This is a genomic window from Marinobacter sp. (assembly GCF_041984545.1).
In the GTDB taxonomy this organism is placed as follows: Bacteria; Pseudomonadota; Gammaproteobacteria; order Pseudomonadales; family Oleiphilaceae; genus Marinobacter.
In genome coordinates, this window is the sequence record NZ_JBHIXV010000013.1 from 11,963 (window position 1) to 35,802 (window position 23,840).

The 23,840-nt window shown below is 62.7% G+C and carries 19 protein-coding genes; 5 read left to right on the forward strand and 14 right to left on the reverse strand.

Annotation, left to right across the window (positions count from 1 at the left end; genetic code table 11):
* Positions 1-45: 45 nt before the first annotated feature.
* Complete coding sequence (locus ACFC20_RS08070) at positions 46-2,553, reverse strand: acyl-CoA dehydrogenase (RefSeq protein WP_375192556.1); 2,508 nt, start codon at positions 2,551-2,553, stop codon at positions 46-48.
* A 221-nt stretch (positions 2,554-2,774) separates the two neighbouring features.
* Between ACFC20_RS08070 and ACFC20_RS08075 the strand changes: the two genes are divergently transcribed.
* Complete coding sequence (locus ACFC20_RS08075) at positions 2,775-4,418, forward strand: methyl-accepting chemotaxis protein (RefSeq protein WP_375183253.1); 1,644 nt, start codon at positions 2,775-2,777, stop codon at positions 4,416-4,418.
* A gap of 28 nt (positions 4,419-4,446) precedes the next feature.
* Here ACFC20_RS08075 and ACFC20_RS08080 read toward each other — a convergent pair whose 3' ends face one another.
* On the reverse strand, positions 4,447-5,334 hold the full coding sequence (locus tag ACFC20_RS08080) for an AEC family transporter (protein WP_091990988.1): 888 nt from the start codon (positions 5,332-5,334) through the stop codon (positions 4,447-4,449).
* Between the two features lie 217 nt (positions 5,335-5,551).
* Here ACFC20_RS08080 and ACFC20_RS08085 point away from each other — a divergent pair, with 217 nt between their 5' ends.
* Complete coding sequence (locus ACFC20_RS08085) at positions 5,552-6,751, forward strand: MalY/PatB family protein (RefSeq protein ID WP_375183254.1); 1,200 nt, start codon at positions 5,552-5,554, stop codon at positions 6,749-6,751.
* A gap of 3 nt (positions 6,752-6,754) precedes the next feature.
* Here the strand turns inward: ACFC20_RS08085 and ACFC20_RS08090 are convergent, their stop codons facing one another.
* The 4 genes from ACFC20_RS08090 to ACFC20_RS08105 all read right to left on the reverse strand — a co-directional run bounded on the left by ACFC20_RS08090 (position 6,755) and on the right by ACFC20_RS08105 (position 11,626).
* The gene (locus ACFC20_RS08090) at positions 6,755-7,318 is read right to left on the reverse strand and encodes a carbohydrate-binding protein (protein ID WP_375192557.1); all 564 of its coding nucleotides are present in this window, start codon (positions 7,316-7,318) and stop codon (positions 6,755-6,757) included.
* Entirely contained in the window at positions 7,311-8,258 is a 948-nt protein-coding gene (locus tag ACFC20_RS08095; protein WP_375192615.1) for a DMT family transporter, read from the reverse strand. The genes ACFC20_RS08090 and ACFC20_RS08095 overlap by 8 nt, the downstream gene beginning before the upstream one ends.
* A 92-nt stretch (positions 8,259-8,350) precedes the next feature.
* Positions 8,351-9,745 carry a succinylglutamate desuccinylase/aspartoacylase family protein gene (locus ACFC20_RS08100; RefSeq protein WP_375192558.1) on the reverse strand — a complete coding sequence of 465 codons (1,395 nt, stop codon included), beginning with the start codon at positions 9,743-9,745 and terminating at the stop codon, positions 8,351-8,353.
* Between the two features lie 243 nt (positions 9,746-9,988).
* Positions 9,989-11,626, reverse strand: a complete 1,638-nt coding sequence (locus tag ACFC20_RS08105; RefSeq protein ID WP_375192559.1) for an MBL fold metallo-hydrolase — start codon at positions 11,624-11,626, stop codon at positions 9,989-9,991.
* A gap of 293 nt (positions 11,627-11,919) precedes the next feature.
* On the opposite strand from ACFC20_RS08105, the gene ACFC20_RS08110 reads away from it, so the two are divergent.
* Positions 11,920-12,345: a thioesterase family protein gene (locus ACFC20_RS08110; protein ID WP_375192560.1), complete on the forward strand. Its 426-nt coding sequence runs from the start codon at positions 11,920-11,922 to the stop codon at positions 12,343-12,345.
* Here ACFC20_RS08110 and ACFC20_RS08115 read toward each other — a convergent pair.
* The 5 genes from ACFC20_RS08115 to ACFC20_RS08135 form a co-directional block, all read right to left on the reverse strand.
* Positions 12,331-13,668: an MATE family efflux transporter gene (locus ACFC20_RS08115; protein ID WP_375192561.1), complete on the reverse strand. Its 1,338-nt coding sequence runs from the start codon at positions 13,666-13,668 to the stop codon at positions 12,331-12,333. The two genes, ACFC20_RS08110 and ACFC20_RS08115, sit on opposite strands and share 15 nt — an antisense overlap.
* A 227-nt stretch (positions 13,669-13,895) precedes the next feature.
* Positions 13,896-14,393, reverse strand: a complete 498-nt coding sequence (tpx, locus tag ACFC20_RS08120; protein WP_375192562.1) for a thiol peroxidase — start codon at positions 14,391-14,393, stop codon at positions 13,896-13,898.
* 309 nt (positions 14,394-14,702) lie between these two features.
* Positions 14,703-15,935 carry a Bcr/CflA family multidrug efflux MFS transporter gene (locus ACFC20_RS08125; protein ID WP_375192563.1) on the reverse strand — a complete coding sequence of 411 codons (1,233 nt, stop codon included), beginning with the start codon at positions 15,933-15,935 and terminating at the stop codon, positions 14,703-14,705.
* Between the two features lie 234 nt (positions 15,936-16,169).
* Positions 16,170-17,081, reverse strand: coding sequence for a LysR family transcriptional regulator (locus tag ACFC20_RS08130; protein WP_375192564.1), 912 nt, complete (start codon positions 17,079-17,081; stop codon positions 16,170-16,172).
* A gap of 33 nt (positions 17,082-17,114) precedes the next feature.
* Positions 17,115-18,320: an alpha/beta hydrolase gene (locus tag ACFC20_RS08135; RefSeq protein ID WP_375192565.1), complete on the reverse strand. Its 1,206-nt coding sequence runs from the start codon at positions 18,318-18,320 to the stop codon at positions 17,115-17,117.
* A gap of 137 nt (positions 18,321-18,457) precedes the next feature.
* Between ACFC20_RS08135 and ACFC20_RS08140 the strand changes: the two genes are divergently transcribed.
* The gene (locus ACFC20_RS08140; RefSeq protein WP_375192616.1) at positions 18,458-19,123 is read left to right on the forward strand and encodes a haloacid dehalogenase type II; all 666 of its coding nucleotides are present in this window, start codon (positions 18,458-18,460) and stop codon (positions 19,121-19,123) included.
* A gap of 144 nt (positions 19,124-19,267) precedes the next feature.
* Here ACFC20_RS08140 and ACFC20_RS08145 read toward each other — a convergent pair whose 3' ends face one another.
* Positions 19,268-20,419, reverse strand: coding sequence for an alpha/beta fold hydrolase (locus ACFC20_RS08145; RefSeq protein WP_375192566.1), 1,152 nt, complete (start codon positions 20,417-20,419; stop codon positions 19,268-19,270).
* Between the two features lie 183 nt (positions 20,420-20,602).
* Between ACFC20_RS08145 and ACFC20_RS08150 the strand changes: the two genes are divergently transcribed.
* On the forward strand, positions 20,603-21,496 hold the full coding sequence (locus tag ACFC20_RS08150) for an acyltransferase (protein WP_375192567.1): 894 nt from the start codon (positions 20,603-20,605) through the stop codon (positions 21,494-21,496).
* A gap of 7 nt (positions 21,497-21,503) precedes the next feature.
* Here ACFC20_RS08150 and ACFC20_RS08155 read toward each other — a convergent pair whose 3' ends face one another.
* Together ACFC20_RS08155 and ACFC20_RS08160 are read right to left on the reverse strand one after the other, a co-directional pair.
* Positions 21,504-21,707, reverse strand: a complete 204-nt coding sequence (locus tag ACFC20_RS08155) for a hypothetical protein (protein ID WP_375192568.1) — start codon at positions 21,705-21,707, stop codon at positions 21,504-21,506.
* A gap of 73 nt (positions 21,708-21,780) precedes the next feature.
* On the reverse strand, positions 21,781-23,766 hold the full coding sequence (locus ACFC20_RS08160; protein WP_375192569.1) for a ribonuclease R family protein: 1,986 nt from the start codon (positions 23,764-23,766) through the stop codon (positions 21,781-21,783).
* Between the last annotated feature and the right edge of the window lie 74 nt (positions 23,767-23,840).

Consider the following 23,840-nt stretch of genomic DNA (forward strand, 5'->3'; position numbering starts at 1 on the left):
TAAGACCGCTGGCGCGCCCATCGTGCGGCCGCGCCAGCGCATCGGTCACTCCTCTTCCCGGGGCGGGCGTTCCACCACCTTGCGCTTGCCCTTGGCGCAGCGGCTGAGCGCTTTCAGGCCATCGGCGTCGAAGGCATCCACCCGGATCACGTCGTAGAGGGCTTCAAGCGCTTCCAGCAGCTTGTCGCATTCCTCTTTTTTCACGATGCCCTGATCGCAGGCCCAGTCCACCAGTTCCTTGCGTTGATGGCCCATCAGCAGGGCGATGCCGTCGATCTGGTCCTCGTCGCGGTTGCGGATGGCTTCGTGCAGCCGGCTGCGCATCTCGGCGGTTTCGTGAGCAAGCTTGTAGGCGTTCAGCACCCGGCCCAGGGAATCTTCAGGATCCATGGTGGTGTAGGCGCCGCGGCTGATGCGCTTGCGTACCGGGGTGTCCTTGACGATGGTTTCGGCCACCCGGGCGCCCAGCTTGTCGTCCGGCCCGTTCAGGCCGGTGGCGCCGAGCGGGAATACCAGCAGTCGCAGAGGCCAGCGCAGGGCTGGCACCGGGAAGTTGATGATCGCCTCGCGCATGGAGCCCTGAAGGTCCCGCAGGCAGGTTTTCAGGCACCACTCCACCAGTGGCCGCTGATCGTCCGGGTAGCCTTCCTCATGCCACTGCTTGATCACGGCGGTGGCGTAGTACAGCTGCACCAGGCAGTCCGCCATGCGCCCGGACAGCCGCTGGCGGGCCTTGAGGCCGCCGCCCACGGTGAGCAGGGTTACGTCGGTCATCAGCGAGAAGGCAGCGGAGAACCGTGCCAGCTGCCGGTAGCAGGGCTTGATGTTGCCCTGCCGCGGCACCGATTCAATCCAGCCACGGGTCAGGCCAAGCAGGAATGCCCTCAGGGCGTTTCGGGTGGTGTGGGCGAGGTGCCGATAGAACACACCGTCGAATTTTTTCGCCGCCCGGTCTTCGTCCGCCATGCCGGCGGCCTCGATTTCCTCCACGATGAAAGGGTGGCAGCGAATCGCGCCCTGGCCGAACACCATCAAGCTGCGGGTCAGGATGTTGGCACCTTCCACGGTGATGCCAATGGGCACGGCCTGATAGGCCCTGGCCAGGAAGTTGCGGGGCCCGGTAATCACACCCCGGCCGGCCACCACGTCCATGGCGTGGTTGATCACTTCGCGCATCAGGTCGGTGTTGCGGTACTTGAGCAGCGCCGAGGGCACCGAAGGCCGAACGCCCCGATCCAGCATGCCCGAGGTGAGCAGCCGGGCGGCGTCCATCATGTAGGTGTAGCCGGCGATGGGTTCCAGTGCTTCCTGCACGCCTTCAAACTGGCTGATGGAGCGCCCGAACTGCTCCCGGGTGTAGGCGTAGGAGCCGGTCGCCAGGCTGGCCACCTTGCCGGCACCGGTGCCCAGGGCCGGCAGGGAGATGGAGCGGCCAATGGACAGGCATTCCAGCAGCATGGTCCAGCCCTTGCCGAGCATGTCCTGGCCGCCAATGACCTGCTCCATGGGAATGAATACCTCGTTGCCCCACGTAGGCCCGTTCATGAACACGGTGTTCATGGGCAGGTGCCGCGCGCCGGCGTTTACGCCTTCGGTGTCACGGGGCACCAGCACACAGGTCACGCCTATGTCATCGCTCTCGCCCAGCAGTTTGTCCGGGTCATAGACCTTGATCGCCAGGCCAATCAGCGTCGCCACCGGCGCCAGGGTGATGTAGCGCTTGTTCCAGGTAACTTTCAGGCCCAGCACTTCCTTGCCGTTCCACTTGCCCTTGCAGACGATGCCCTTGTCAGGGATGGCGCCGGCGTCGGAGCCGGCCACCGGAGAGGTCAGGGCAAAGCAGGGAATCTCCTCGCCACCGGCCAGGCGTGGCAGGTAATGCTGTTTCTGTTCATCGGTACCGTAATGCATCAGCAGCTCGCCCGGGCCCAGGGAGTTGGGCACCATCACGGTGACGGCGGCGGAGACACTGCGGGTGGAAATCTTCATCACGATTTCCGAATGGGCGGTGTTCGAGAAACCCAGGCCACCATCCTCTTTGGGAATCACCAGCCCAAAAAACCCGTTCTCCCGGATGAACTTCCAGACCTTGTCCGGCAGATCGTACTGCTCGTGAGTGATTTTCCAGTCATCGAGCATGGCACAGAGTTTTTCCACCGGGCCGTCCAGGAAGGCCTGCTCCTCGCTGGTGAGGTGCGCTGGCTTGGCGTCCAGCAGCTTGCTCCACCTGGGCTGGCCGGAGAAGAGTTCGCCGTCCCAGTCCACGGAACCCGATTTCAGTGCTTCGGCCTCGGTGTCGGAGAGTTTGGGCAGGCGGCTGCGCACCCAGCCCAGCAGTGGTCGACTCAGCTTGTCGAGGCGCAGGTCGCCCGGAATGACCAGTATCAGGGCCAGAGCCAGCAGGCCGCCACCGAACAGGATGCTGAGCAGGTGCCAGTCGTCCTGGAACAGACCAACAACGGTGGCGATGGCCATCACCGCTGCGGCGGTGGTACCGCCAATACCGAAATAGATCAGCACCAGGGCACTGATCAGCAGGAGAAGAACACTCATGGGCAGACCTCCATATCGTGAATGCAATAACCAGAAGCTGTTATTTACCATCGGCCAAAGTATCGGCGGTTGCAAGGTCCCGGCGGGTGAGATGTAAAGATTGATTGCAGGAATGAAAAGTGTTGTCACACGGGCAGTATTTTCGGGCGATTGATTGATCCAGTCTGCAACTTTTTCTGAATACATAGCCTCATCCAATAAAACGGACCCGGAGTGTATTCATGATTGGCCCGCTCACCGTCGCAAAACGCCTTGCCCTTGGCTTCGGCCTCATTCTTTCGCTGATGATCGCGGTCAGCCTGATTGGTAACCAGCGTGTCGGCTTTATCGACCGGACCCTGACCGAGGTGGGCGAGGGCGCCGCCGTCAAACAGCGCTACGCCATCAACTTCCGCGGCAGTGTGCATGACCGGGCCATTGCCATTCGCGATGCGGTGTTGGTTGAGAACGACCGCGAGCTGCAGACGCACCTCGCGGACATCGAGCGCCTGAAAACCTTCTATCGCGATTCGGCCGGTCCCATGGATGCCATGTTCGCCAGCAAGGGGGCCACCGACCGGGAGCGGGAGCTGCTGAACGCCATCAAGGAGATCGAGCGACGTGCACTGGCCCTGACCGAGGAGCTCCTTGAGCTGCGGCTGGCGGGGAAGATCGATCAGGCCCGGGCGTTCCTGCTCAGTGACGTCTCCGGTGCCTATTCCGAGTGGCTCAAGCGGGTCAACGCGTTTATCGATTACCAGGAAGAAGTGGTCACCAGTGGTGTCGACGAGGTCCGGGAGGCGGCCGGTACCTTCAATACGCTGAATCTCACGGTAACCGGCCTTGCCGTGATTCTGGGTGCCCTGGTGGCTGTCGTTATTATCCGCCGACTCAAGAAGATTCTGGGTGGCGAACCGGAAGATGTGGCCAGCGCCATTCGCCAGCTGGCCGACGGTGTGCTGGACCAGGATCTGCAGACCCGGTACCCGGACAGCGTGATGGGCGCCCTGCAGGACACGGTTGAGCGGCTTGCCGGCATTATTCACGAGGTTCGGGCGGCGGCAGAGGAACTGTCCAATGCCTCCAACGAACTTGAGGGCACCTCCGAGAACAACAGCCGGCAGATTCGCTTGCAGGCCAGTGAAGCCGAGCAGATGGCCACCGCCGTGAACCAGATGGCGGCAACGGTGAACGAAGTGGCCGGCTTTGCCGCAAGCGCCGCGACTGCCACCCAGAAGGCCGACGCCGAGGTTGAGAGCGGTAACCGGGTAGTAGAGGAAACTGCCAGCTCTATCGGGCGGCTGGCCCAGACCCTGGAGCAGGCGTCGCAAACGGTTCAGCGGGTGTCTGAAGACAGTGCCAACATTGAAAAGATCATTGAAGTGATCAACGCCATTGCCGAGCAGACCAATCTGCTGGCGCTCAACGCCGCCATCGAGGCCGCCCGGGCTGGTACCCACGGCCGTGGCTTCGCGGTGGTGGCGGACGAAGTTCGGTCCCTGGCGTCCCGGACCCAGGATTCCACCCGGGAGATCCAGGAAATGATCGGCACCCTGCAGGCCGGCGCCGGCCAGGCATCCAGCGAGATGGAAAGCAGCCGGGAGCTGGCCCGTACCACCGTCGACAAAACCCGTGAGGCCGAGGAGGCCCTGGCCCGCATCCGCAGCGAGGTGGGTGCCATCAACGACATGAACGCGCAGATCGCCAGCGCTTCGGAGGAGCAGAGCTCGGTGGCCGAGGAAGTGAACCGGAACATCAGCCGCATTCACGATGCCACTGTGGAAACCTCCGCCGGCTCCGATCAGGTGGCTGGAGCCAGCCGCGACCTGGCGGTGCTGGCGGGCCAGCTGCGCGCCCGGGTGAGCGTGTTCCAGCTGAAAGGCTGAGCCTGATAAGCGTTACAGCGTCGCCGGCTCACACGTAGCCGGCGGCAAACACCAGGCCGAGCACCACCGGCATCACCACCAGGCTCGCCAGGTTACTGAGCAGCACCAGGGAGGCCACCGTGTGCGGTTCCTGCTGGTATTGTTCCGCCACCATGTAGTTGAGTACCGCGGGCGGCAGGGCCGCAAACACCCAGAGCGCGGCGATCTGCAGGCCGGGCAGGTCGAGCAGGGCAATCATCGGCCAGGCCAGGATCAGGCCACTGGCCGGGCAGGCAATCGCGCCGAGCAAACCGAGCTTCCAGTCACTGAAGTCCACATCGAGCATGCGCACGCCCAGGGCGAACAGCATCAGAGGAATACACACCCCGCCGAGCATGTTGAGGGTTTCCAGCAGCCATTCCGGCAATTCCACGCCCCCCAGGTTGACGGCAAGGCCGGCAATGCTGGCGAAGACAATGGGCAATCGCAGACGTTTGATGATGGAGGTGTGCGGGTCCAGCATATACAGGCCCACGGAGAAGTGCAGCAGCATCTCGACAATGAACAGCACCACCGCCGCCGGCAGCGCGGCATCGCCGAACGCCAGTACCAGAATGGGGATGCCCATATTACCGGAGTTGTTGAACATCATCGGCGGCAGGAAGGTTTTCAGGTTCAGCTTGAGAACCTTCGCCAGCGGGTAGAGCACAATGCCCGATCCCAGCACCACCACTGTCGCTGCCAGTGCCAGCTGGGCGTAATCCTGCAGGGGTGCCTTCTGGTCGGCCAGTACCGCGAATACCAGCATGGGCACGAACAGTTCCATGTTCAGAACATTCAGACCCTTGATATCGGGCGTACGGTAACGCCCGTACAGGGCGCCGCACCCGGCAATCAGGAAGACCGGCAACATGGTGGACAGGATCTGGCCAATCATGGACATGGCTCCGGGAGGTTGTGACTCTTGTTTCAGGTTAAACCGTTAGGTTCGCAAGTATCAGCCCATCCGGGCAAGCAAAATTCACCAATCTTAGACCAAAGCCGGAGGTGCAGGGTCAGGGTCAGGTTCACTGCCCCGTGAGCACGGTTGCGGTTGCCCGGCCGGCCCACCACAATACCGCTAATCCGTTTTAACGTTGCCGTGGAGAGCGCCCGTGTCCAATCCCTTCGATGTGCCGGTGTCCAGAGAGCATACCTGCTCGGTGAAATTTGATGCCCGCAAGGCGGTGTTTGGCCGTGACGACGTCATCCCGGTGTGGGTCGCGGATATGGACTTCGCGGCACCGGAGGCGGTCACCCGGGCGCTGCAGGAGAGAGCGTCCCACCCGGTGTACGGTTACACCCTCTTCCCGGACTCCCTGTACCAGTCGATGATCGACTGGTTTGCCGACCGCCACGGCTGGCGGATTGAGCGGGAGTGGATCCTGATGGCGCCGGGCGTGGTGCCGTCCCTGAACGCCGCGTGCATGGCCTATGCGGCGCCGGGGGAGGGCGTGATCATCCAGCCGCCGGTGTACCCGCCGTTCTTCAGTTCGGTCCGGCACAGCGGGCGCGAAGTGATTGAAAATCCACTGGTACCAGACGACGAGCGGGCAGGCCACTACCGGATGGATCTGGACCATCTGGAGGCGTGCGCGGCACGGCCGGATGCCCGGATTCTGCTGCTGTGCTCCCCCCACAACCCGGTGGGTCGGGTCTGGTCCGAGAACGAGCTGCGGGCGGTTCTGGCCATTGCCCGGCGACACGAGCTGGTGGTGATTTCCGACGAGATCCACTGCGACCTGACCTTCCCGGACAAACCCGGCCACACGGTGCTTGCCAATCTTGCCGGTCCCGGGGATGCCCTGATAACGGCGGTGGCCCCGAGCAAGAGCTTCAACATGCCCGGGCTTGGATTGTCGGCGCTGGTGATTGCCGATCCCGAGCGCAGGAAGGCCATGAAGTCGGTCTTTGAATCCATGCATCTGCCCCAGTGCAACCCGTTCAGCATCGCCGGCTTTGAGGCGGGCTATCGCCATGGTGGACCCTGGCTCGACCGTCTGATGGATTATCTGCAGGGTAACCGGGATTTCATTGCGCAGGCGGTGGCAGAGCGGCTGCCCGGCATCCGGGTGGCGGTGCCGGAAGGCACCTACCTGATGTGGCTGGACTGCCGGGAGTTGTGTCGAGACCGGGACCTGGACGATGCCGGCCTGAAGCGGTTCTTCGTCAGGGATGCCGGCGTTGGCATGAATCCCGGCCTGTCCTTTGGTGAGCAGGGTAGTGGCTTCATGCGGCTCAACATCGGCTGCCCGAGATCGGTGCTCGAACAGGTTGTCGGCCGCATAGAAGCGGCACTGAACGCCCTTGGCTGAGCCTTACAGCGCTTCCAGTGCGCAGTGCTCCTTGACCAGTTTCCAGCGTGGCGGTTCGGTCATGCCCGGCATATCGCCATTGGTTGGCCGGATGGCCTCCCAGATCTGCCCGCCGTGGGTGGCCAGGCTGCCCACCGTGTAGCTCCTGGAGAACTGCCAGGGATCCGGTTTCTCGCATTGGCCGAGGTCGTTCACGCCGCGCTCGGAGGGCCCGGCTTTCGGCGTTTCCGGCACGGCCTTCCCGCCACCACCATTGGCAGCACTGCTGGCGGCATCCTTTCCGGTGCCCTCGGGCGCAGGCTTCGGCTTGCCGCAGTCGGGTACGGAATCCAGCTCAATCCACTCAAAGGTAATGCCCGGCTCCAGCCCCTGGTGCAATTCCCGCGATTCATACCATTCGCCTTTGTGGAAGACCACGGTGCCGGCCGGATAATAGCGGCTGGGTACCCATTTGGAGGCCTCGGGGTCGCAGGGCTGGGCGGCCGCCGAGAGTGAAGTGGTGGCTCCCGCGAGAAATAGGACCAGGCAAAAGACGCGTCGAAGGATGGGGTACAGGGAATCAGTCATGGGCGTTTCCTTTTGCGGGTTTGCGTTGCGGCCGATAGTGTGCACGACGACCGGTCTGTGTGGCCAGTAGCAGGCCTGCGAGTATCAACAGGCCACCGATCACGTGGAACAGGCCAAGGGATTCGCCGAGAAACACGGAGGCCAGAATGGAGGCGAACACCGGAGTCAGGTACATGAAGATCGCCGCCCGTGCCGGCCCGATCTTGTGGACACCGTGGTTCCAGAAGCCATAGGCCAGGATGCCGGGGAAGATGGCGAAATACAGCAACGGCAGCGCCGTGCCTTGGGAGAGCTCAAAGCCGCCGGAGAAGAACATCAGATCCGCCAGATAGAATGGCAGGATGACCACCGTGCCAAGCAGGATCTGGGTGGTGAGGAACGTCAGGGCTGGTAGCGGTACCGCCTGGCGCCGCAGCAGCACCGAGAACAACCCCCAGCTGAACACGGCCGCCACCATGATCAGGTCGCCGGCCTGGGCCTGGAGGCTGGTCAGCACCGAGAGGTTGCCCCGGGCAACCACGGTGGCGATGCCGACAATGGCCAGGGTGATACCCAGGGCCTGCAGGGGCCGGGTCCGGTCGCCCAGGAGCACCCAGGCCAGCAGTGCCACGAAAATGGGGATGGTGGCATTGATCAACGCAATGTTGGTGGCCGTGGTGGTGGTGGCCGCGAAATAGAGCAGCGAGTTGAACGCGGCCACGCTGAAGGTGGCGAGGGCCAGCATGGAGCCGAACCGCTGCCGGATGGTGTGCCGATGACGCCACATCCCGGGCAGGCCGAACGGCAGCAGGATTGCCAGGGCAATGATCCAGCGCCAGAACGACATGGAAAGCGGGGGAATGCTGTCTACAGTGCCGCGGGCGACAACCGCGTTGCCGGCCCAGAACAGGGGTGTCAGCACCAGGCCGATGTAGGCCAGGCCAGGAATGCGGGCCAGGATTCCCTGGTTCGCTCCCTGTTTCTCACCAGAGCTATCTGAAGACACTGAGGCTCCTATGGGGTCGTGGTCTCGCCCAAAAAAAGCCTAGCATACTACTCTCCGGGCACTTCCGCCTCTGTACCAATGTGGTAGGCGGCGAACCCTGCCATCACCACCTGATCCACCGCCATACCAATCACCCGGCCGTCGCTGGTGGAGCGGATAGGGTGCTGGGCGTTGGTAATGGGGTCGGAGACATAACCCAGGATCTCGCCCTTGGACACCCGGGCACCCAGTTCGATTTCGCTGAACAGGATGCCCCCGTGATCGGCACGGATCCAGTCAGAATCGTAATAGACCGGCTCCGGATCACCCCACACGAACATCCGGGAGATCATGCCCTGGCGCTCCATCAGGCTGGTCAGGCTGTTAACGCCGGCACTGATCTGGTGTTGCTGGATGCGGTGGGATTCACCGGCCTCGAGGGTCACGGTGCGGATGCCGGCGGCCACCGCAGCAGAGCGCAGCATGCCCGGTGAGCCGGTACTGTGCACCACCGCCATGCGGTCAAAGCCGCGGGTGAACTCGGCCACCTCCGGGTTGTTCATGTCGGCCCGCAGCTGGGGCAGGTTGGTGCGCTTGAGCGAGCCGGTGTGGATGTCCACCAGCATGTCGCATTTGCGAATCACGTTCTCGAACAGCGAATGGGCGATGCGATCAGCAAGGCTGCCCTCGGGGTGGCCGGGGAAGTGCCGGTTCAGGTCGCGCCGGTCCGGCAGGTAGCGACTGCCCTGCTGGAACCCGGGCAGGTTGACGATGGGAATGCCGACCACGCGCCCCGACAGCTTTTCCGGGTTGAGGTCGTACATGGTCTGGCGAATGATCTCGATGCCGTTGAGCTCATCACCGTGGATGGCGCCGGTCAGACACAGGGTGGGGCCGGCGTTGACGCCGTTCACCACCAGCACCGGGGTTGGCTGGGACAGGCCGGCAATCTGGATGCCGGGGGTCCACGCCAGCCGGGTGGAGGTGCCGGGCATGACATCGCTGCCGAGAAGTGTGAACACTTCTCCGGGCAGAATCTCCGGCTCCGCAGCGGTACCGGTGTCCTCCGTCGCTACCTCCGGCCCGGGCGGTTCCCCGGTCTGGCCCGTCTGGGTGGCGGGCTGGGCTTCGGGCGGCGGTGCCACCTGTTTGAGGTCGATGTTCGGTGCCACCTTGCGGGCCGGCGACGAGGGGGTATCGACTCCGGCACCGGTGCGCGCGCTGGCGGTTGCGGCACTGCGTTTCTCCCGGTCTGCGGTTTTCAGCGGTACCGATTCTTCGACATCCGCCACGCTTTCATCTTCTGCCAGCTCGGCAACCAGCACGTCCGACTTCTTGCCGGTACTGGCTGACCCTGTTTCCCCCTGGGCGGGTGCAGCAATGGCCGACAGGGCCAGCCAGGGTGTGACCAGGCCCGCAATCAGGGCATGGCGAATGGGTGATGAAAGCCGCGTAAACAGCATAGTGGTTTCTGTCCCGTCCTCTCGGTTCAACCGTGTGCGTGCAAGGATAGAGTGGCGGTGGCAGTCTTGAATACGGCTGTAACAAAGGTTTAATGCCGTCTTCATGAATGCCTGAGAGCGGCGCAGGGCCGCCCGGAATCCTTGCCGCTGGGGCGTTTTGCATTGCTGTTACATTTATACGCCCGAGCGGAGGCCGACAACAGAAGGGTTTTGCGAAATCCAGTGTGCGTCTGTTACGTCCGGTTAGTTCGCGTGTACCAGGTGCCACTGGTCGCCGTCCTGGTAGGCCCGGTGTTCGGCCTCCAGCTTCAGCAGGTGCGCCAGGGCCGACCGTGCCGCCAGGCCGTGAATGGCGGCCGGTACGTCGTCATAGGCCCTGGCCGTTAGCGACTTGAGATCCGTCGGCGCCAGGGTCTCCAGGGCCCGCATCACCTTGTGCTCCCGGGACAGACGGTGGGTGATCAGGAAATCGATGACCGCCGGCGGGTGCCCCATCAGAAAGCCGTGGGCCGGCGCAATGAACCGGAGGGATTCGGCCAGTAGATCGTACAGCGACTCGATGTAGGCCTTCATGTCGCCGTCCGGCGGATTGATCACCACCGTGGAGCGCTGCATGATGTGGTCGCCGGAGAACAGCAGCTGCTGGTCTGCGAGGAGGTAACACAAGTGGTTGGAGGCGTGCCCGGGTGTATGTAGCACCTTCAGGATACCGGCCTCGGTCACGATCAGATCGCCATGCTCCGGCTCATCGTCGGCCACAAAGGTCTGGTCCTGGCCCGCACCCTCCGGCGCCGGCCAGCCGAACACCCGGCAACCGGTCCGGGCCTTCAGCTCGGCCACCGCCGGTGAATGATCCTGGTGGGTGTGGGTCACCAGCACCTGATCAATCACCCCGCCGGTCAGTTCCAGAATCCGCTCGATGTGGGTGTCCTTGGCGGGGCCTGGATCGATCACCGTAAACCGCTCGTGGCCCAGGATGTAGGTATTGGTGCCAGGCCCGGTCATCATGCCCGGGTTGGGCGCCGTCAGCCGCATCACCCGCGCGGCCACCTCAACCGGCTCCCCCGGTATGATCTCCGCCTTCGTCGAGCCCTCACCCTCCGGGTCCAGCTTCACCGCCTCATCGTAAGCCGGCGCACCGGGTTCCAGAGTCACCGGCTTGCCCTTCTTCACGGCGGGCCATGGCTCGCTCGGATAGGGCTCCGGCGGATTGGCGTGGGCGTAGCGCATCAGCGCCTCGGTGGTGTCGAAGTCACTGAGAATCCGCAGCGTACGAATCGTGGGTAGCCCCAACAAACGCCGACCGGCGCGATGCTCCTCCAGCGCCTGCTCCGGCCGCAGCCAGACATGATCAATGGTCTCAATGCCATCGTGACTGGCCAACTGGCCCTCCGGCAGCGGCGTCACGAAAAACCGCGTATCAAACCGTCGCGGCGGCCCCGGCGGCGTAATCCAGTGCCCGAGATAGGCCAGCCGGTCCAGAGGAATCGACAAACCGTGCTTCCGGCACAGCTGGGCCAGCGTTAATTCGCCATCAAACAATGCCTGCCTGTCACCATGGGCCGGATGATCCCCGGCAACCGGCTTGCCCTGTTGATCCATCGCCACCAGAATCCCGGACTCCTCGAAACACTCCCGAACCGCCGCCAGCATAAAATCCGCGCCGCCTTCGTCGACGCTTAACGTCTGACTGATCTCGGCGTCTCCGGCCCCGATCGCGTGCTCCCGTCCATGGGGTTCATGTTCCTCAACCCGGCCACCGGGAAACACAAAATACCCGGGCAAAAACACGGCGTCCCAGGTGCGCTGCAGCAGCAGGACTTCAATGCCTTCCGATGTATCTCGGGCCAGAACAAGAGTGGCAGCAGGGCGAATTTCCATAAGACTCCGTCTTCATCTTTTTGTTTCAGGTGCGCGGGAGTTGTAACAACGATGGTTGGGAAGCGCCTTCCAAAACTGTCTGTCGCCAGGGATGGCGACAGTCAAGCGCCACATGGATGTGCCGCAAGGAGCGTGTTTTGGAAGGCGCTTCCCAACCGTCGCTCCCCCAAACTCAACGCGCTTCGAAGTTAGAACCAAGATAACCGATTTATACGGCAAGATCTCAGGATGAACACCAAAGTCGAAGGGCGTATCATTCACGCCCCAATGCCCAGCAAGAACAGGACACCCCCGTGGCCCGAATCAAACTCGCCTTCCCGGACGACGCCTTCTACTTCGAAACCCGCATGCCCGTGCGCATCACCGACATCAACGGCGCCAACCACCTGGGCAACGACGCCCTGATCTCCATGCTCTCCGAAGCCCGCGCCCAGTTCCTGGTGAGCTACGGTCTTCAGGAAGCCGGCAAGGACGGCACCGGCATCATCGTTACCGACCTGGCCACCATGTACCAGTCGGAATCCTTCTTCCCGGAAATGCTGCGCTTTGAAGTGGGCGTGATGGACTTCAACAAGTACGGCGGGGATTTCGTGTTCCGGGTTACCAAAGCTGAAAGCGGCCAGCCGGTGGCGCTGGCCAAGTATGGATTCGTGTTCTTTAACTACCAGCGCAAGGAAGTGGTGCCCATGCCCGAGAGCTTCCGCTCACGCTTTGCCTGATGTCATCTCGGCCTTCAGCCGCGTCATGCCCACCCGATAGAAACTGTAGGCCATGGCGCCGGCGCACAGGTTGCCCACCAGGGCACCGCTCATCAGGCCATAGATGCCGTTAAGCTGGCTGCCAACCCACAGCAGCGGCAGGAAACACAGAAACAGCCGAAGGGTAGACACCAGCAGCGCCCGCATCGCCAGCCCCAGGGCGTTGCACACCGACACCATCAGCATGCACACGCCCAGGCCGCTGTAGCTCAGGGGCACCCGCACCAGATAACCGGCCAGCACCTCCTGAACCGCCTGGTCGCTGGAGAACAGATCGGACACCAGCCCGGACGCGACCACCCAGATCAATCCAATGGCCAGCTGCCAGACCACCACAAAGCGCACCGCCAGCCGAACCAGCCGTCGGATCTGCTCAATGTCGCCGGCACCCAGCATGCGACCAATCATTGGCGGCATGGACATGGTCAGCGCCAGCACCACCACAATCGAGAAAAACTCCAGACGGGTGCCCAGGCCCCAGGCGGCTACCGCCGCCGAGCCAAAGCCGGCCACCAGGGCAGTGGCAAGCATGGCCGAGACTGCCGGCATCAGCTGGCTGACCATGGCCGGGGCCATGATGCCGTTGAGCTGTTTGAGCGCCTTCCAGAGTGCCAGTTCCTGCAGGTCAAACCGCACCCAGTGCCGCTTCAGCAGCTTGGGGTAGATCACCAGGCAGCCCATGCCAAACGAGGTTACCGTGGCCCAGGCGGCACCGGGGAGGCCCCAGTCGAATACGAAGATGTAGAGCGGGTCCAGGGCAATGTTGGTGAGGCTAGTGGCCACCATCATGTACCCCGGCAGTTTGGTATCGCCGTGGGAGCGGCACACGCTGTAGCCGAAATAGAGAAAGGCCCCGGTCCAGGCGGCGATCAGCCAGGGAATCCAGTACTGGCGGATCAGCGGCAGCAGGGATTCTTCCGCGCCCAGGGCGGTCATGATCACTTCCTGCAGCAACCAGAGGGTGACGCAGATGACGAACACCAGGCTGCCGCCCACGGTAATAATCAGCCCGCCGAGCCGGAAGGCCCGGAGCTCGTCGCCGGCGCCGAGGGTGCGGGAGACAATGGCCGTGGTGGCAATGCCCAGGCCCACCTGCAGGCCGATGATCAACTGCTGCATCGGCAGGGTGAAGCCCAGGGCTGCCAGTGGGTCCCGGCCGAGCTGACCCACAAAGGCGCTGTCCGCCAACTGGAACGTCATCAGCGACAGCACCCCGAAGAGCATGGGCCAGGTCATGCTGTAGAGCTGGCGGGCCAGCGACGGGTTCTGGGTGGTGGTCTGCACGGGGTGTTTGGGGCCTTCGGTTTTGGATCTGGCTTGGGGCGGGAATTCTAACAGCTTCTGGTTCCGGAGAATGCAGTCGGATGGGGGCGGACTTCTGAAACACGCTGTGAATACTTCCCTGTACGCTCGGCTCCGCCATCCATGGCTCCGCACGGTTTCAGAAGTCCGCCCCCATCCAACTGCCCCGGCAGCGGGGTCGATACCCGCCGTGGAGCTAAGTCAAGGTACTACAGCGCGTTCAAGGCCGCGTCGTAATCCGGCTCGTTCTTGATCTCATCCACCAGCTGGCTGTGCAGCACCTTGTTGTTCTCGTCCAGTACCACCACGGCCCGGGCGCAGAGGCCGGCCAATGGGCCGTTCTGGATGGCCACGCCGTAGTCCTGCTGGAAGCTGTAGTTGCGGAAGGTGGAGAGGGTTTCCACGTTCTTCAGGCCTTCGGCGCCGCAGAACCGGGCGGCGGCGAATGGCAGGTCGGCGGAGACGACCAGCACAACGGTGTTGTCCAGATTGCCGGCCTTTTCGTTGAACTTGCGGGTGGAGGCGGCGCAGACGCCGGTATCGATGCTCGGGATGATGTTCAGGATCTTGCGCTTGCCGGCCCAGTTGTCCAGCTTCACTTCTTCCAGGCCGCTGTTGGTCAGGGTAAAGGGCGGCGCATTGTCGCCCTCTTGCGGGAACTTACCGCTCAGTTCCAGGGGGTTGCCGTCCAGGGTGACGCTGCTCATGGTGTGCTCCTTGGTGTCTGGGTGAGAGTCTTACGTACTCTGTGTAGACCACTTTGGATGATTTTGCATTCGGGCTTCGGTCAAGGGGCAGGCGGTGGATGGCTCTCGAAAACACGCTCCTTGCGGCACATCCCTGTGACGCTTGGCTGTCGCCCCTCAGCGCTAACTGCTCCTGCGTCGCACTGAGGGTCCTGGGCAGGCCATCCCTGGCCAGCCCGTGAAGAGCTCTCGCTCTTCACCCCTGGCGACAGACAGTTTTCGAGAGCCATCCACCACCTGCCCCCAGAGTATCTGGGAAACTCGAAGCTCTCAGTTTTTTGCGAGCGAACGGAGACTTTCCTGAGTTTCAAAGCCCTTGGCGGGAAACCGCTGAACCAGCAGCAGGTAGCAGGCCATCGCAAAGGCCGCGCAGGCGGCGATGATGGTGGCCATGACCAGGGAGGTGCCGTCGTGCAGGTGGCCGACGAGCATGCCGGCGATGGCGGCGATGGCCATCTGGGTGAAGCCGAACAGCGCCGAGGCGGAGCCCGCCATGGAAGGGAAGTTGGCCAGGGCGCCGGCCATGGTCTGGGGCAGCACCATGCCGGTGCCGATCATGAACAGGGCCTGGGGCAGGATCACCGCCCAGACGTTGTACACCTCGCTGACGGCCAGCACCGCCATCAGGCTGCCGCCAGCGACGGCAATGATCAGCCCGCGAACGAGGATCTGGTCTGGCGACAGACGGCTGCCCAGGCGCACCGCTGTCAGGTTGCCGGTAATGTAGCCGGCTACCATGCAGGCGAAGTACAGACCGAACTGCTCCGTGGGCACGCCCAGGAAATCGATGAGCACGAACGACGAGCCGGACAGGAACGCGAACAGGCCCGAGAAAATCAGTGCATTGGTCAGGGTATAGCCCAGAAAGCTGACATCCCTGGCGATCGTCCGGTAGTTACGCAGCAGGCTGCAGAGTTTCAGGGACTGGCGATGCTCCGGGCGCATGGGCTCGGGAATCCCGAAAGCCACCACCACCGCCATCACCAGCGCGTAACCACCCAGCGCCAGAAACACCGAGGCCCAGCCCAGGTTGGCGGTCAGCAGGCCGCCAATGGTTGGCGCCACCGCCGGTGCCAGCGCCATGATGCTGGCCAGGATCGCCAGAATCTTCGCGGCCTCGCGAGGTGTATAAATATCCCGGATCGCCGCCCGGCCCAGAACCGGGCCCGCCGAGCCGCCAAGGGCCTGCAGGAACCGGCACAGGATCAGGGTTTCAATATTGGTGGCCAGGGCACAACCAATGCTGGCCAGTGCAAACAGAACAAACCCGCCGATCATGACCGGCTTGCGACCGAACCGGTCGGCCAGGGGCCCGCAGATCAACTGGGCGATGGCAAACCCGACCATGTACAGGCTGAGCGTCAGCTGCACCTGATCAACGCCGGTTCCAAAGTCGGAACCGATCTGTGGCAGTGCCGGTAAATACATGTCCGTCGCCAATGGCCCCAGGGCTACGGCGGCGGCAAGTAATACGGTTGTCCAGACACTGGTCAAAGTCAGCATGGGTTTCCTGGTGCGTTGTTATCTCAAGAGTTCAACAGGTCGGGTCGGGTAGCGCTCTCCAAAACTGTAGAGGGCCATGGATGGCCCGAAACAAGCGCACATGGACGTGCTTGTAGCGTGTTTTGGAGAGCGCTACCCGACCTGGCCGATAGGGGAGTAGAGGCAGTCTAGGGCAGAGGTGAGAAGAAGATAACGGCAAGAAAGCTCATACAACCTATGAGCAAAACTAATTGATTAATGCTTCAGGGCATTGAGTTCCGCCGCCACCGCGTTTACCTGATTGCGCAGCCACTTGTGGGCCGGGTCGTTCTGATTGCGGCGATGCCACAGCATCAGCAGGGTAAAAGGCTTGAAATCAAAGGGCAGGGGCACCCAGGCAAAATCCCGTAGCAGGTGCTGACTCATACCCTCCGGCGCCGTAGCCAGCATATCGGAACCGCGCAGAAACTCCGGCAGCCCCGAGAAGTTCGACACCGTCACCACATTGCGACGCACCATGCCCCGGGCCTCCATGGCGGTTTCCACCGTCGGCTTCTCACCGGTGGCAAACAGCAGGGCAATGTGATCCGCCTTCAGGTATTCCGGCAGGTCTGCCGGCGGCTGCCGCTGCGCCGGATCGTAGAACACCACCATGCGGTCGGCCATCAGGCCGCGCTGCATGATGTCCGTGGCTTCCGGTGCGTGCGGGGAAATCACCAGATCGCAGACATCCTTGCGCAGCAGATCCGCCCGCGGAATCCCCGACGGAATCACCTGCACGCGGATACCCGGGGCTTCCCGGCGCAGGGTGCGCACCAGCCCCGGCAGCAACAGATCGCGCTGGTAGTCATTGGCCGCGATGGTAAACGTGAATTCCGCCGTGGCCGGGCTGAAGGGCGGGCCTGCGGACAGGGACTGCAGATCGTCCAGGATCTGGCGCACGTGCGGGCCGGCCTGGAGCGCGTAACGGGTGGGCACGATGCCGCGCCCGGATTTCACGAACAGCGGGTCGCCCAGGGCCTGGCGCAGGCGCTCCAGGGTATGGCTGACCGCCGACTGGGTCACGCCCAGCCTTACCGCGGCGCGCGACACGCTGCCCTCATCCAGCACCGCCAGGAAGGTGGTGAGGGCGCGAAAATCCAGGTTCAATGTATCAATCGGGTTCATGAATGGCAGTCTAACCCGCCACCCCGGATTCTGCTATGGCGTTACCATGAACGACCGCACGGCGGCCGCCAGTTCGGGGAACCAGGGGTTGTAGGTCAGCCGGCTGGTGAACACTGGCCGCTCGGTGTCGTGCCAGGCGCTGAACCATAGCTCTTCCTCCGGCAGCTGCCGGCAATCTTCCAGGGACAGGTTGTTGGGTTCCAGGCAGCGCTGCAGCGGTGCGCCCAGACCGTAGAGCTCGTTGTTTGGCGAAATCAGCAGCGACTGGTGGGAAAACTCGAGAATGTTGGCCTCGGGCAGATAGCTGTTCAGGAACTGGATGCGATCGTCCGCCATCGCTTCCGGCCAGGGATTCCGCGTATCCCGGAAAATCATCATGGTGTTGGCCGGGTGGGTGAAACGCTCCCGGAACCGGCTGACCAGATATTCCAGGTTGATCACCGAATCCGCCTCCGTGGCCGCCAGGAACAGCGGCATCTCCAGTGAATCAGGCTCCGGCATGCGCTTCTGGACCGCCGACATGATGATGTCGAGCTGACTGCCTGCATTGAAGGAAAACGACTCGTACTTGACCGGATTCAGCTCCGGCTCCTTCTCAACAAAGTCGCCGAACGCATCGGCAATGGGCGCCAGCCAGAGGTAATCCCGCAGGCCATTGAGCTGCCAGGCCGGGGCCACGGCGATCAGCCCCGCCGGCCGGGGCCCGTTGTCGGCCAGGGCGTAATCAGTTGCCAGTGCACCGCCCAGGGAAAACCCGCCAATGAAGGCCCGGTCCACCGCCTGTGACAGGGCAGTGAAGTGATCCCGCACCTGCGCCCGCCAGACCTCGGCGCTGGCAGTCACCATATCGCCGGGCCGCGTGCCGTGACCTTGCAGCAAGAGCGTGCGGACCTCCACGCAATGCGCGGCCAGATACTCGGCGAGATCCCGGAACACAAACGGTGAATCGCTCAGGCCATGCACCAGCAGCAACCCGGTGCGCTCGCCGGATGGGCAACCAGCCGCCGGCGCCCTCCGGAACGGCAGGTTCCATTCCACCTGCCGGTCGCGCTCAAAGCCGTTCACCGCCACAAGATTGGTGGCAACGTGAGCCCGCACCGATGCCACGTATTGATCAAAGTCCTCCACCGGGCCGGCGGAGAGCATCGATGGCCCGGGGCGGTAAAGGTTTCCACCGGTTGCGCACGCTGTGGTGGCAGTCAGGGCAAGAGTGACAGTGAGGGTTCGGAAAATCGTCATGATTGGCCGGTCCACGGGGCTCCTCTGAATGATCATGCGGTTTCGGTTGCTTCGATTGAGCGATCGTTCAATATCGGCTAGTGTCTTTCAGATACGACAGCATAACCGCGACCGGATGAGGAGCCCGCACAGTGACCATGACCCTGGCATTCGACGTATACGGCACCCTGGTGGACCCCATGGGCATGTCCCGCCTGCTGGCGCAGGACGCCGGCGACCGGGCCGAAGCGGTGGCTGCACTCTGGCGGGAAAAACAGCTGGAATTCTCGTTCCGGAAGGGCCTGATGAAAGTCTACGAAGACTTCGGCGCGTGCACCCGCCAGGCCCTGCGCTACGCCATGGCGAGCCACAAGCTGGCGCTGTCTGACGACCGAGAGAACGCCCTGATGGCCGCCTACCTGTCGCTGCCCGCGTTCGACGATGCACTGCCGGCCCTGAAAAGCCTCAAAGGAAACTATCCGCTGTTCGCGTTCTCCAACGGCAGCTACCCGGCGTTGGAGAAAGTGCTCGGTCATAACCAGTTGTTGGAACAGTTCGATGGTCTGGTCTCGGTAGACGACATCAAAAGCTTCAAACCCGACCCGGCTGTTTACACTCACGCCCGCAGAGCCACCGGGGCCTGGGACAAGCCGCTGTGCCTGGTTTCGAGTAATGCCTGGGATGTGATTGGCGCAAGGGCAGCGGGGTTGCTGGCGGTCTGGGTGAAACGGGATCCGGACAAGGTGTTCGAGGACTGGGGAATCCAGCCCTCGGCGGTGATCAACAGCCTGTCAGAACTGAAATCGACCCTGAAAAACCTCTGAAGCCAGCGGAGGCAGGTGTTGGGGTGGGGTTTCCAAAACTGTAGAGGGCCATCGATGGCCCGAAACAAGCGCACAGGGATGTGCTTGTAGCGTGTTTTGGAAACCCCACCGCAACACCTGCCGGCATGCACCAGCACAAAAAGGTCAGTCCGACCGCTCCGCCAACCACTCAGCCATTGCCAACCAGCTCTCCCGAGGCGCCTTGCTCCCCGCCAGAATCCCCATGTGCCCACCCGGCACCACCCGAAACGTCTTGTCGGTGGAACTGACATGATCCATCACCCGCTTGGCCGCGCCTTCGGTCACCAGCGTGTCCTCGCGGCCGGCAATAGCCAGTAAGTTGGCACTCACATTGTCGAGCCTGGCAATGTCCTCGCCAATCTGGATCTCGCCCTTCGAGAGCTGATTATCGATCCATACCCGCACCACCGTGTCCTGAATCACCCCGCCGGGGTACGCCACCATACGGTCGAGGAACGCCGAGGTGGTGGCATGGTTGGTAACAAACTCGCGATCACCGAGCCGGATAATCAACTCCCAGTAGCTCATCACACTGGCGATCGGATTGGTGAGCTTGAAGCCAATGGTGTTGGCCCAGCCTGGCGTGTGGAACCAGTGCGGTTTCACGTTATGCAGCCGAAACCCGCTGCGCTTGCGGATGAACCCTGCCACATCGGCCAGCCGCTGGTTCAGCAGCCCGAGAATGCCGGAGGCATGGCTGTCGATGGGCGAGCCCAGCACAATGGCATTGCGCACGTGCTGATCGTTGCTCAGGGCCGAATAGAACAGGGTGAACATGCCGCCCATGCTCCAGCCATGCAGCGACAGCTCCTGCTCACCACTGTGCTCGCGCACCCGGTTCAGGTAGGCCGGCAGCAACTCCGCCACATAAGTGTGCAGGTTGTAGTGACTGTGCTCCCGGGTGGGAATGCCCCAGTCGATCAGATACACCTCAAAGCCCTTGGCCCGTAAAAAGCGCACCAGACTGCGCTGGGGAAACAGGTCGTAGATCAGCATGTTCACCGCCAGCGGCGGCACAATCACAATCGGCGTCTTGTGGGCCTTGCGCTCCACGGGGATGGTCTCGCCGTCCAGCTCGATAAAATCCTCGGCCAGGGGCGGGTAGTAGCGCAGACTTACCAGACCATCGGTGAACAGGGTTTCAAACGGCGTTTGCCCGGCCTGAACCAGGCTGGCCGCCCGGAACACCCGGTCGAAGGCGTTACCGGCGTAGAGTGTTGCCTGCCGGGACAGTCCTGCGGCGCGTTCAGCAGCAGATTTGACGAGATTGGGCATTGGGGTGTCCATGAAGAATCGAAAACTCAGGGTAGGGATTATCCATAGTCGGGCACCGGGTACCATGGCAAAACTGTCCAGATTGATGGGCAAACCGGTCACTTCCGGCCACTGCCCAATCCGGACTTGGGTTGGTATGATTGCACCCGATTTGGAAACAACAACCAGAAGAACAGGATTGCCATGCTCAGCTTTCTGCCTGCCCCCGTGATCGGTGTCATCAACTCAATCCTGCTGGGAATCAATACCCTGGTCTGGTGCGTCCTGCTGTACATCCCGGCCATCCTGAAGCTGATCATCCCGATCCACGGCTTCCGCGTGCTCTGCACCAAGGTGATTATCGCCATTGCCGAAGCCTGGGTGGCCTGCAACACCGGCTGGATGAAACTGACCCACGGCACCAAGTGGGAGGTGCAGGGGGCCGACAAGCTCAAACGTGAGAGCTGGTACCTGGTGCTGGCCAACCACCAGAGTTGGGTCGATATCTTTGCCATGCAGCGAGTGTTCAACCGACGGGCGCCATTCCTGAAATTCTTCCTGAAGCAGCAGCTGATCTGGGTGCCGGTGATTGGCCTGGCCTGGTGGGGCCTGGATTTCCCGTTCATGAAGCGTTACACCCGGGAATACCTGATCAAGCACCCGGAAAAGCGCGGAGAAGACCTGCGCTCGACCCGCCGGGCCTGTGAGAAATTCCGCTACACGCCGGTCAGCGTGATGAACTTCGTGGAAGGCACCCGCTTCAGCCAGGCCAAGCACGACAAACAGAAATCGCCCTACCAGCACCTGCTGACACCCAAGGCCGGCGGCGCCGCCTTCGTACTGGATGCCATGGGTGATTCCATCCAGACCCTGGTGGACGTGACGATTGCCTACCCGGATGGCGCACCGACGTTCTGGGAATTTCTTTGTGGACGGGTGGGGGAAGTAAAGATGGAAATTCACACCCACGATATTCCCGACGAACTCAAAGGCCGGGACTATTCAACCGACGCGGAACACCGGCGGAATGTGAAGAACTGGCTGGCAGAACAGTGGCAGGCCAAGGACGAGCGTCTGGAACGGATGCTGGCCCGCTGAAACGGATTCAGCGGTCGGCATCGTCCTCCACCTCATCCGGGTGCTCACGCTTGTAGCGCTCCCACTCTTCCCAGTCGTGGGGAGTTCCGGCGTGGGGCCGGCGCAGGTGCCTGGCGTGCTCCATGGCGTTATGGCGCAGGCTGTGGTCCCGCTCTTCCTCGTCCTTGTCGAAGCCGTACTTCCTCAGAAATTCATCAGGACTGATGGGCATGGCGCACCTCCCTCAGCGGACAATGTGCTCAATCACGTCTCAAGGTTTACGATGCGCCTGCCTGGGTGGTTTTTCAACCGTTGTCCGGGCCTTCCGATGCGCCGGTTTCCGGGGCTTCCACCAGTTTGAAATTGATCTGTCGACGTTCCTCGTCCACGCCGGCAAAGGTCACGGTTACCGGTTGCTCCAGCTGGAAAATCCGGCCGTTCTTGTTGTGGATAAGGCGCAGGGTGACCGGATCGAAGCTGTACTTGCCTTCCAGATCCTTGCAACTGACGAAGCCTTCCAGGCCGTTGGCGTCCAGGCGCACAAAGAAGCCGGCCGGCACGGTACGGCTGATTACTCCGGCCATGGGCGTCTCGCCCAGGGTTTTCGCGTAGTCGCTCTTGAGCCAGGCCTCCAGACTGTTGGCCGCCTGCCGGGCCCGCAGCTGGGCGTTCTGAAGCAGCTCCAGCTGGCCGGCATTCAGTGGCTTCATGGGGGTACCCCACAGGGCGGCCTTGATCAGGCGGTGCACGTAAAAGTCCGTGAACTTGCGCAGCGGTGAGGTAAAGGTGGTGTAGGCACTCAGTCCCATGCCCTGATGGGGTGCCGGCTCAAAGCCCAGCTCCGCCCGGGCCAGCTGCCGGGACAGGATGGCTTTCACCGGCACTTCGGCTTCCAGGGATTCGGTCTCCTTCATCAGGGTCCGGAAACCCTCGGCCTGATGGGCATCCACGCCGGCCAGGTGTGGCGCGTGTGCTTCCAGCAGCGCCCGGATGTTGTCGGCGCGGTCGTCCCGCAGACCCGGGTGCTGGATAAACAGGCCCGAGGCCTGGCCCGTCAGGAAATCGGCGGCACAGCGGTTGGCCGCCACCATGCACTCCTCCACCAGGCGATGAGCCTCGTTCTGAACCGACGGCTCGATCAGGCGAATGCGCTTGTTCTCATCCAGGCGCAGCCGGAATTCCGGCCGGTCGGCGCTGAGCAGGGCGTGTTCGGCCCGCCATTTGCGCAGCGCCGTGGCGGCCTGGTGCAACTGGTCCAGGCTATTGGCCACCGGCTCCGGCAGGGCCTTGATCTCGTCATCTTCACGGCCTTCGATCAAATTGGAAACCAGCTCGTAGCTCAGCTTGCCCTTGGACTGGATCACCGCCTGATGAAAGCGGTAGTCGCCCAGGCTGCCGTCGTTGTTGACCTGGAGGTCACATACCAGTGCCAGGCGCCGTACCTCCGGCATCAGCGAACACAGCCGGGTGCTGAGGCTGTCCGGAAGCATTGGCAGGGGCTCGCCGGGAAAGTAAATGGCGGTGGCGCGGTTAAACGCCTCCTGTTCGGCGGGGCTGTCCGGTTCGATCACCGCGGTCGGATCGGCGATAGCAATGGACAGGGTCCAGCCGGTGGCGTTGGGTTCGGCCAGCAGGGCGTCGTCCATGTCCTGGGTGCCGGGGCTGTCGATGGTGACATAGGGGCGGTCGGTACGGTCTTCGCGGCCGGCTTCGCGGCTGGTCAGATCGCTTTCGGTCAGGGCGTCCGCCTGTTTCCGGACCGGCTCGGGCCAGGTGTCGGCCAGATCGAAGGTGGCCAGGGTAAAGGCTCGCTCGATGCCCGGTTCGCCGGCCTTGCCGATCACCCGCAGCACCCGGGCCTGGCCTTTGCCGTCCTTGATCGGGTGCCGGTGAATCTGGCAATAGATGTAGTCGTCCTGCTGGGCATTCATCCGCTCTTTGGGAGGAATGAAGATCCAGCGGTTGATGCCCGGGGTTTCCGGCACCACAAAGTGGCCCTTGCCTTTGACCAGGTAACGGCCAACGAAGGTGTTCAGCCGGGTTTCCAGCAGCTCATCCACCACGCCCTGGGTCTTGCCTTTCTCCACTTCATGCTCGGTGACATTGACCCGGTCCCCGGGCAACACCTTCTGCATTTCCTCCGGCGGCAGGAACACGTCGCGCCCCTCGTCCAGAGCCACAAATCCGAAGCGCCCGTTGGTGGCTTTGACGGTGCCGGGAAAAACCACCTTGTTTTCCTTGATATCGGATTTCAGCTGGCGCAACTGGCTAAGGGCGTCGGCATTGAGCATGGAGTAAACCTGGCTGGGAAAAATGAATGATGGGGCGGAGTATAACGGTTATGGCGCCATGCGTCAGATACCCG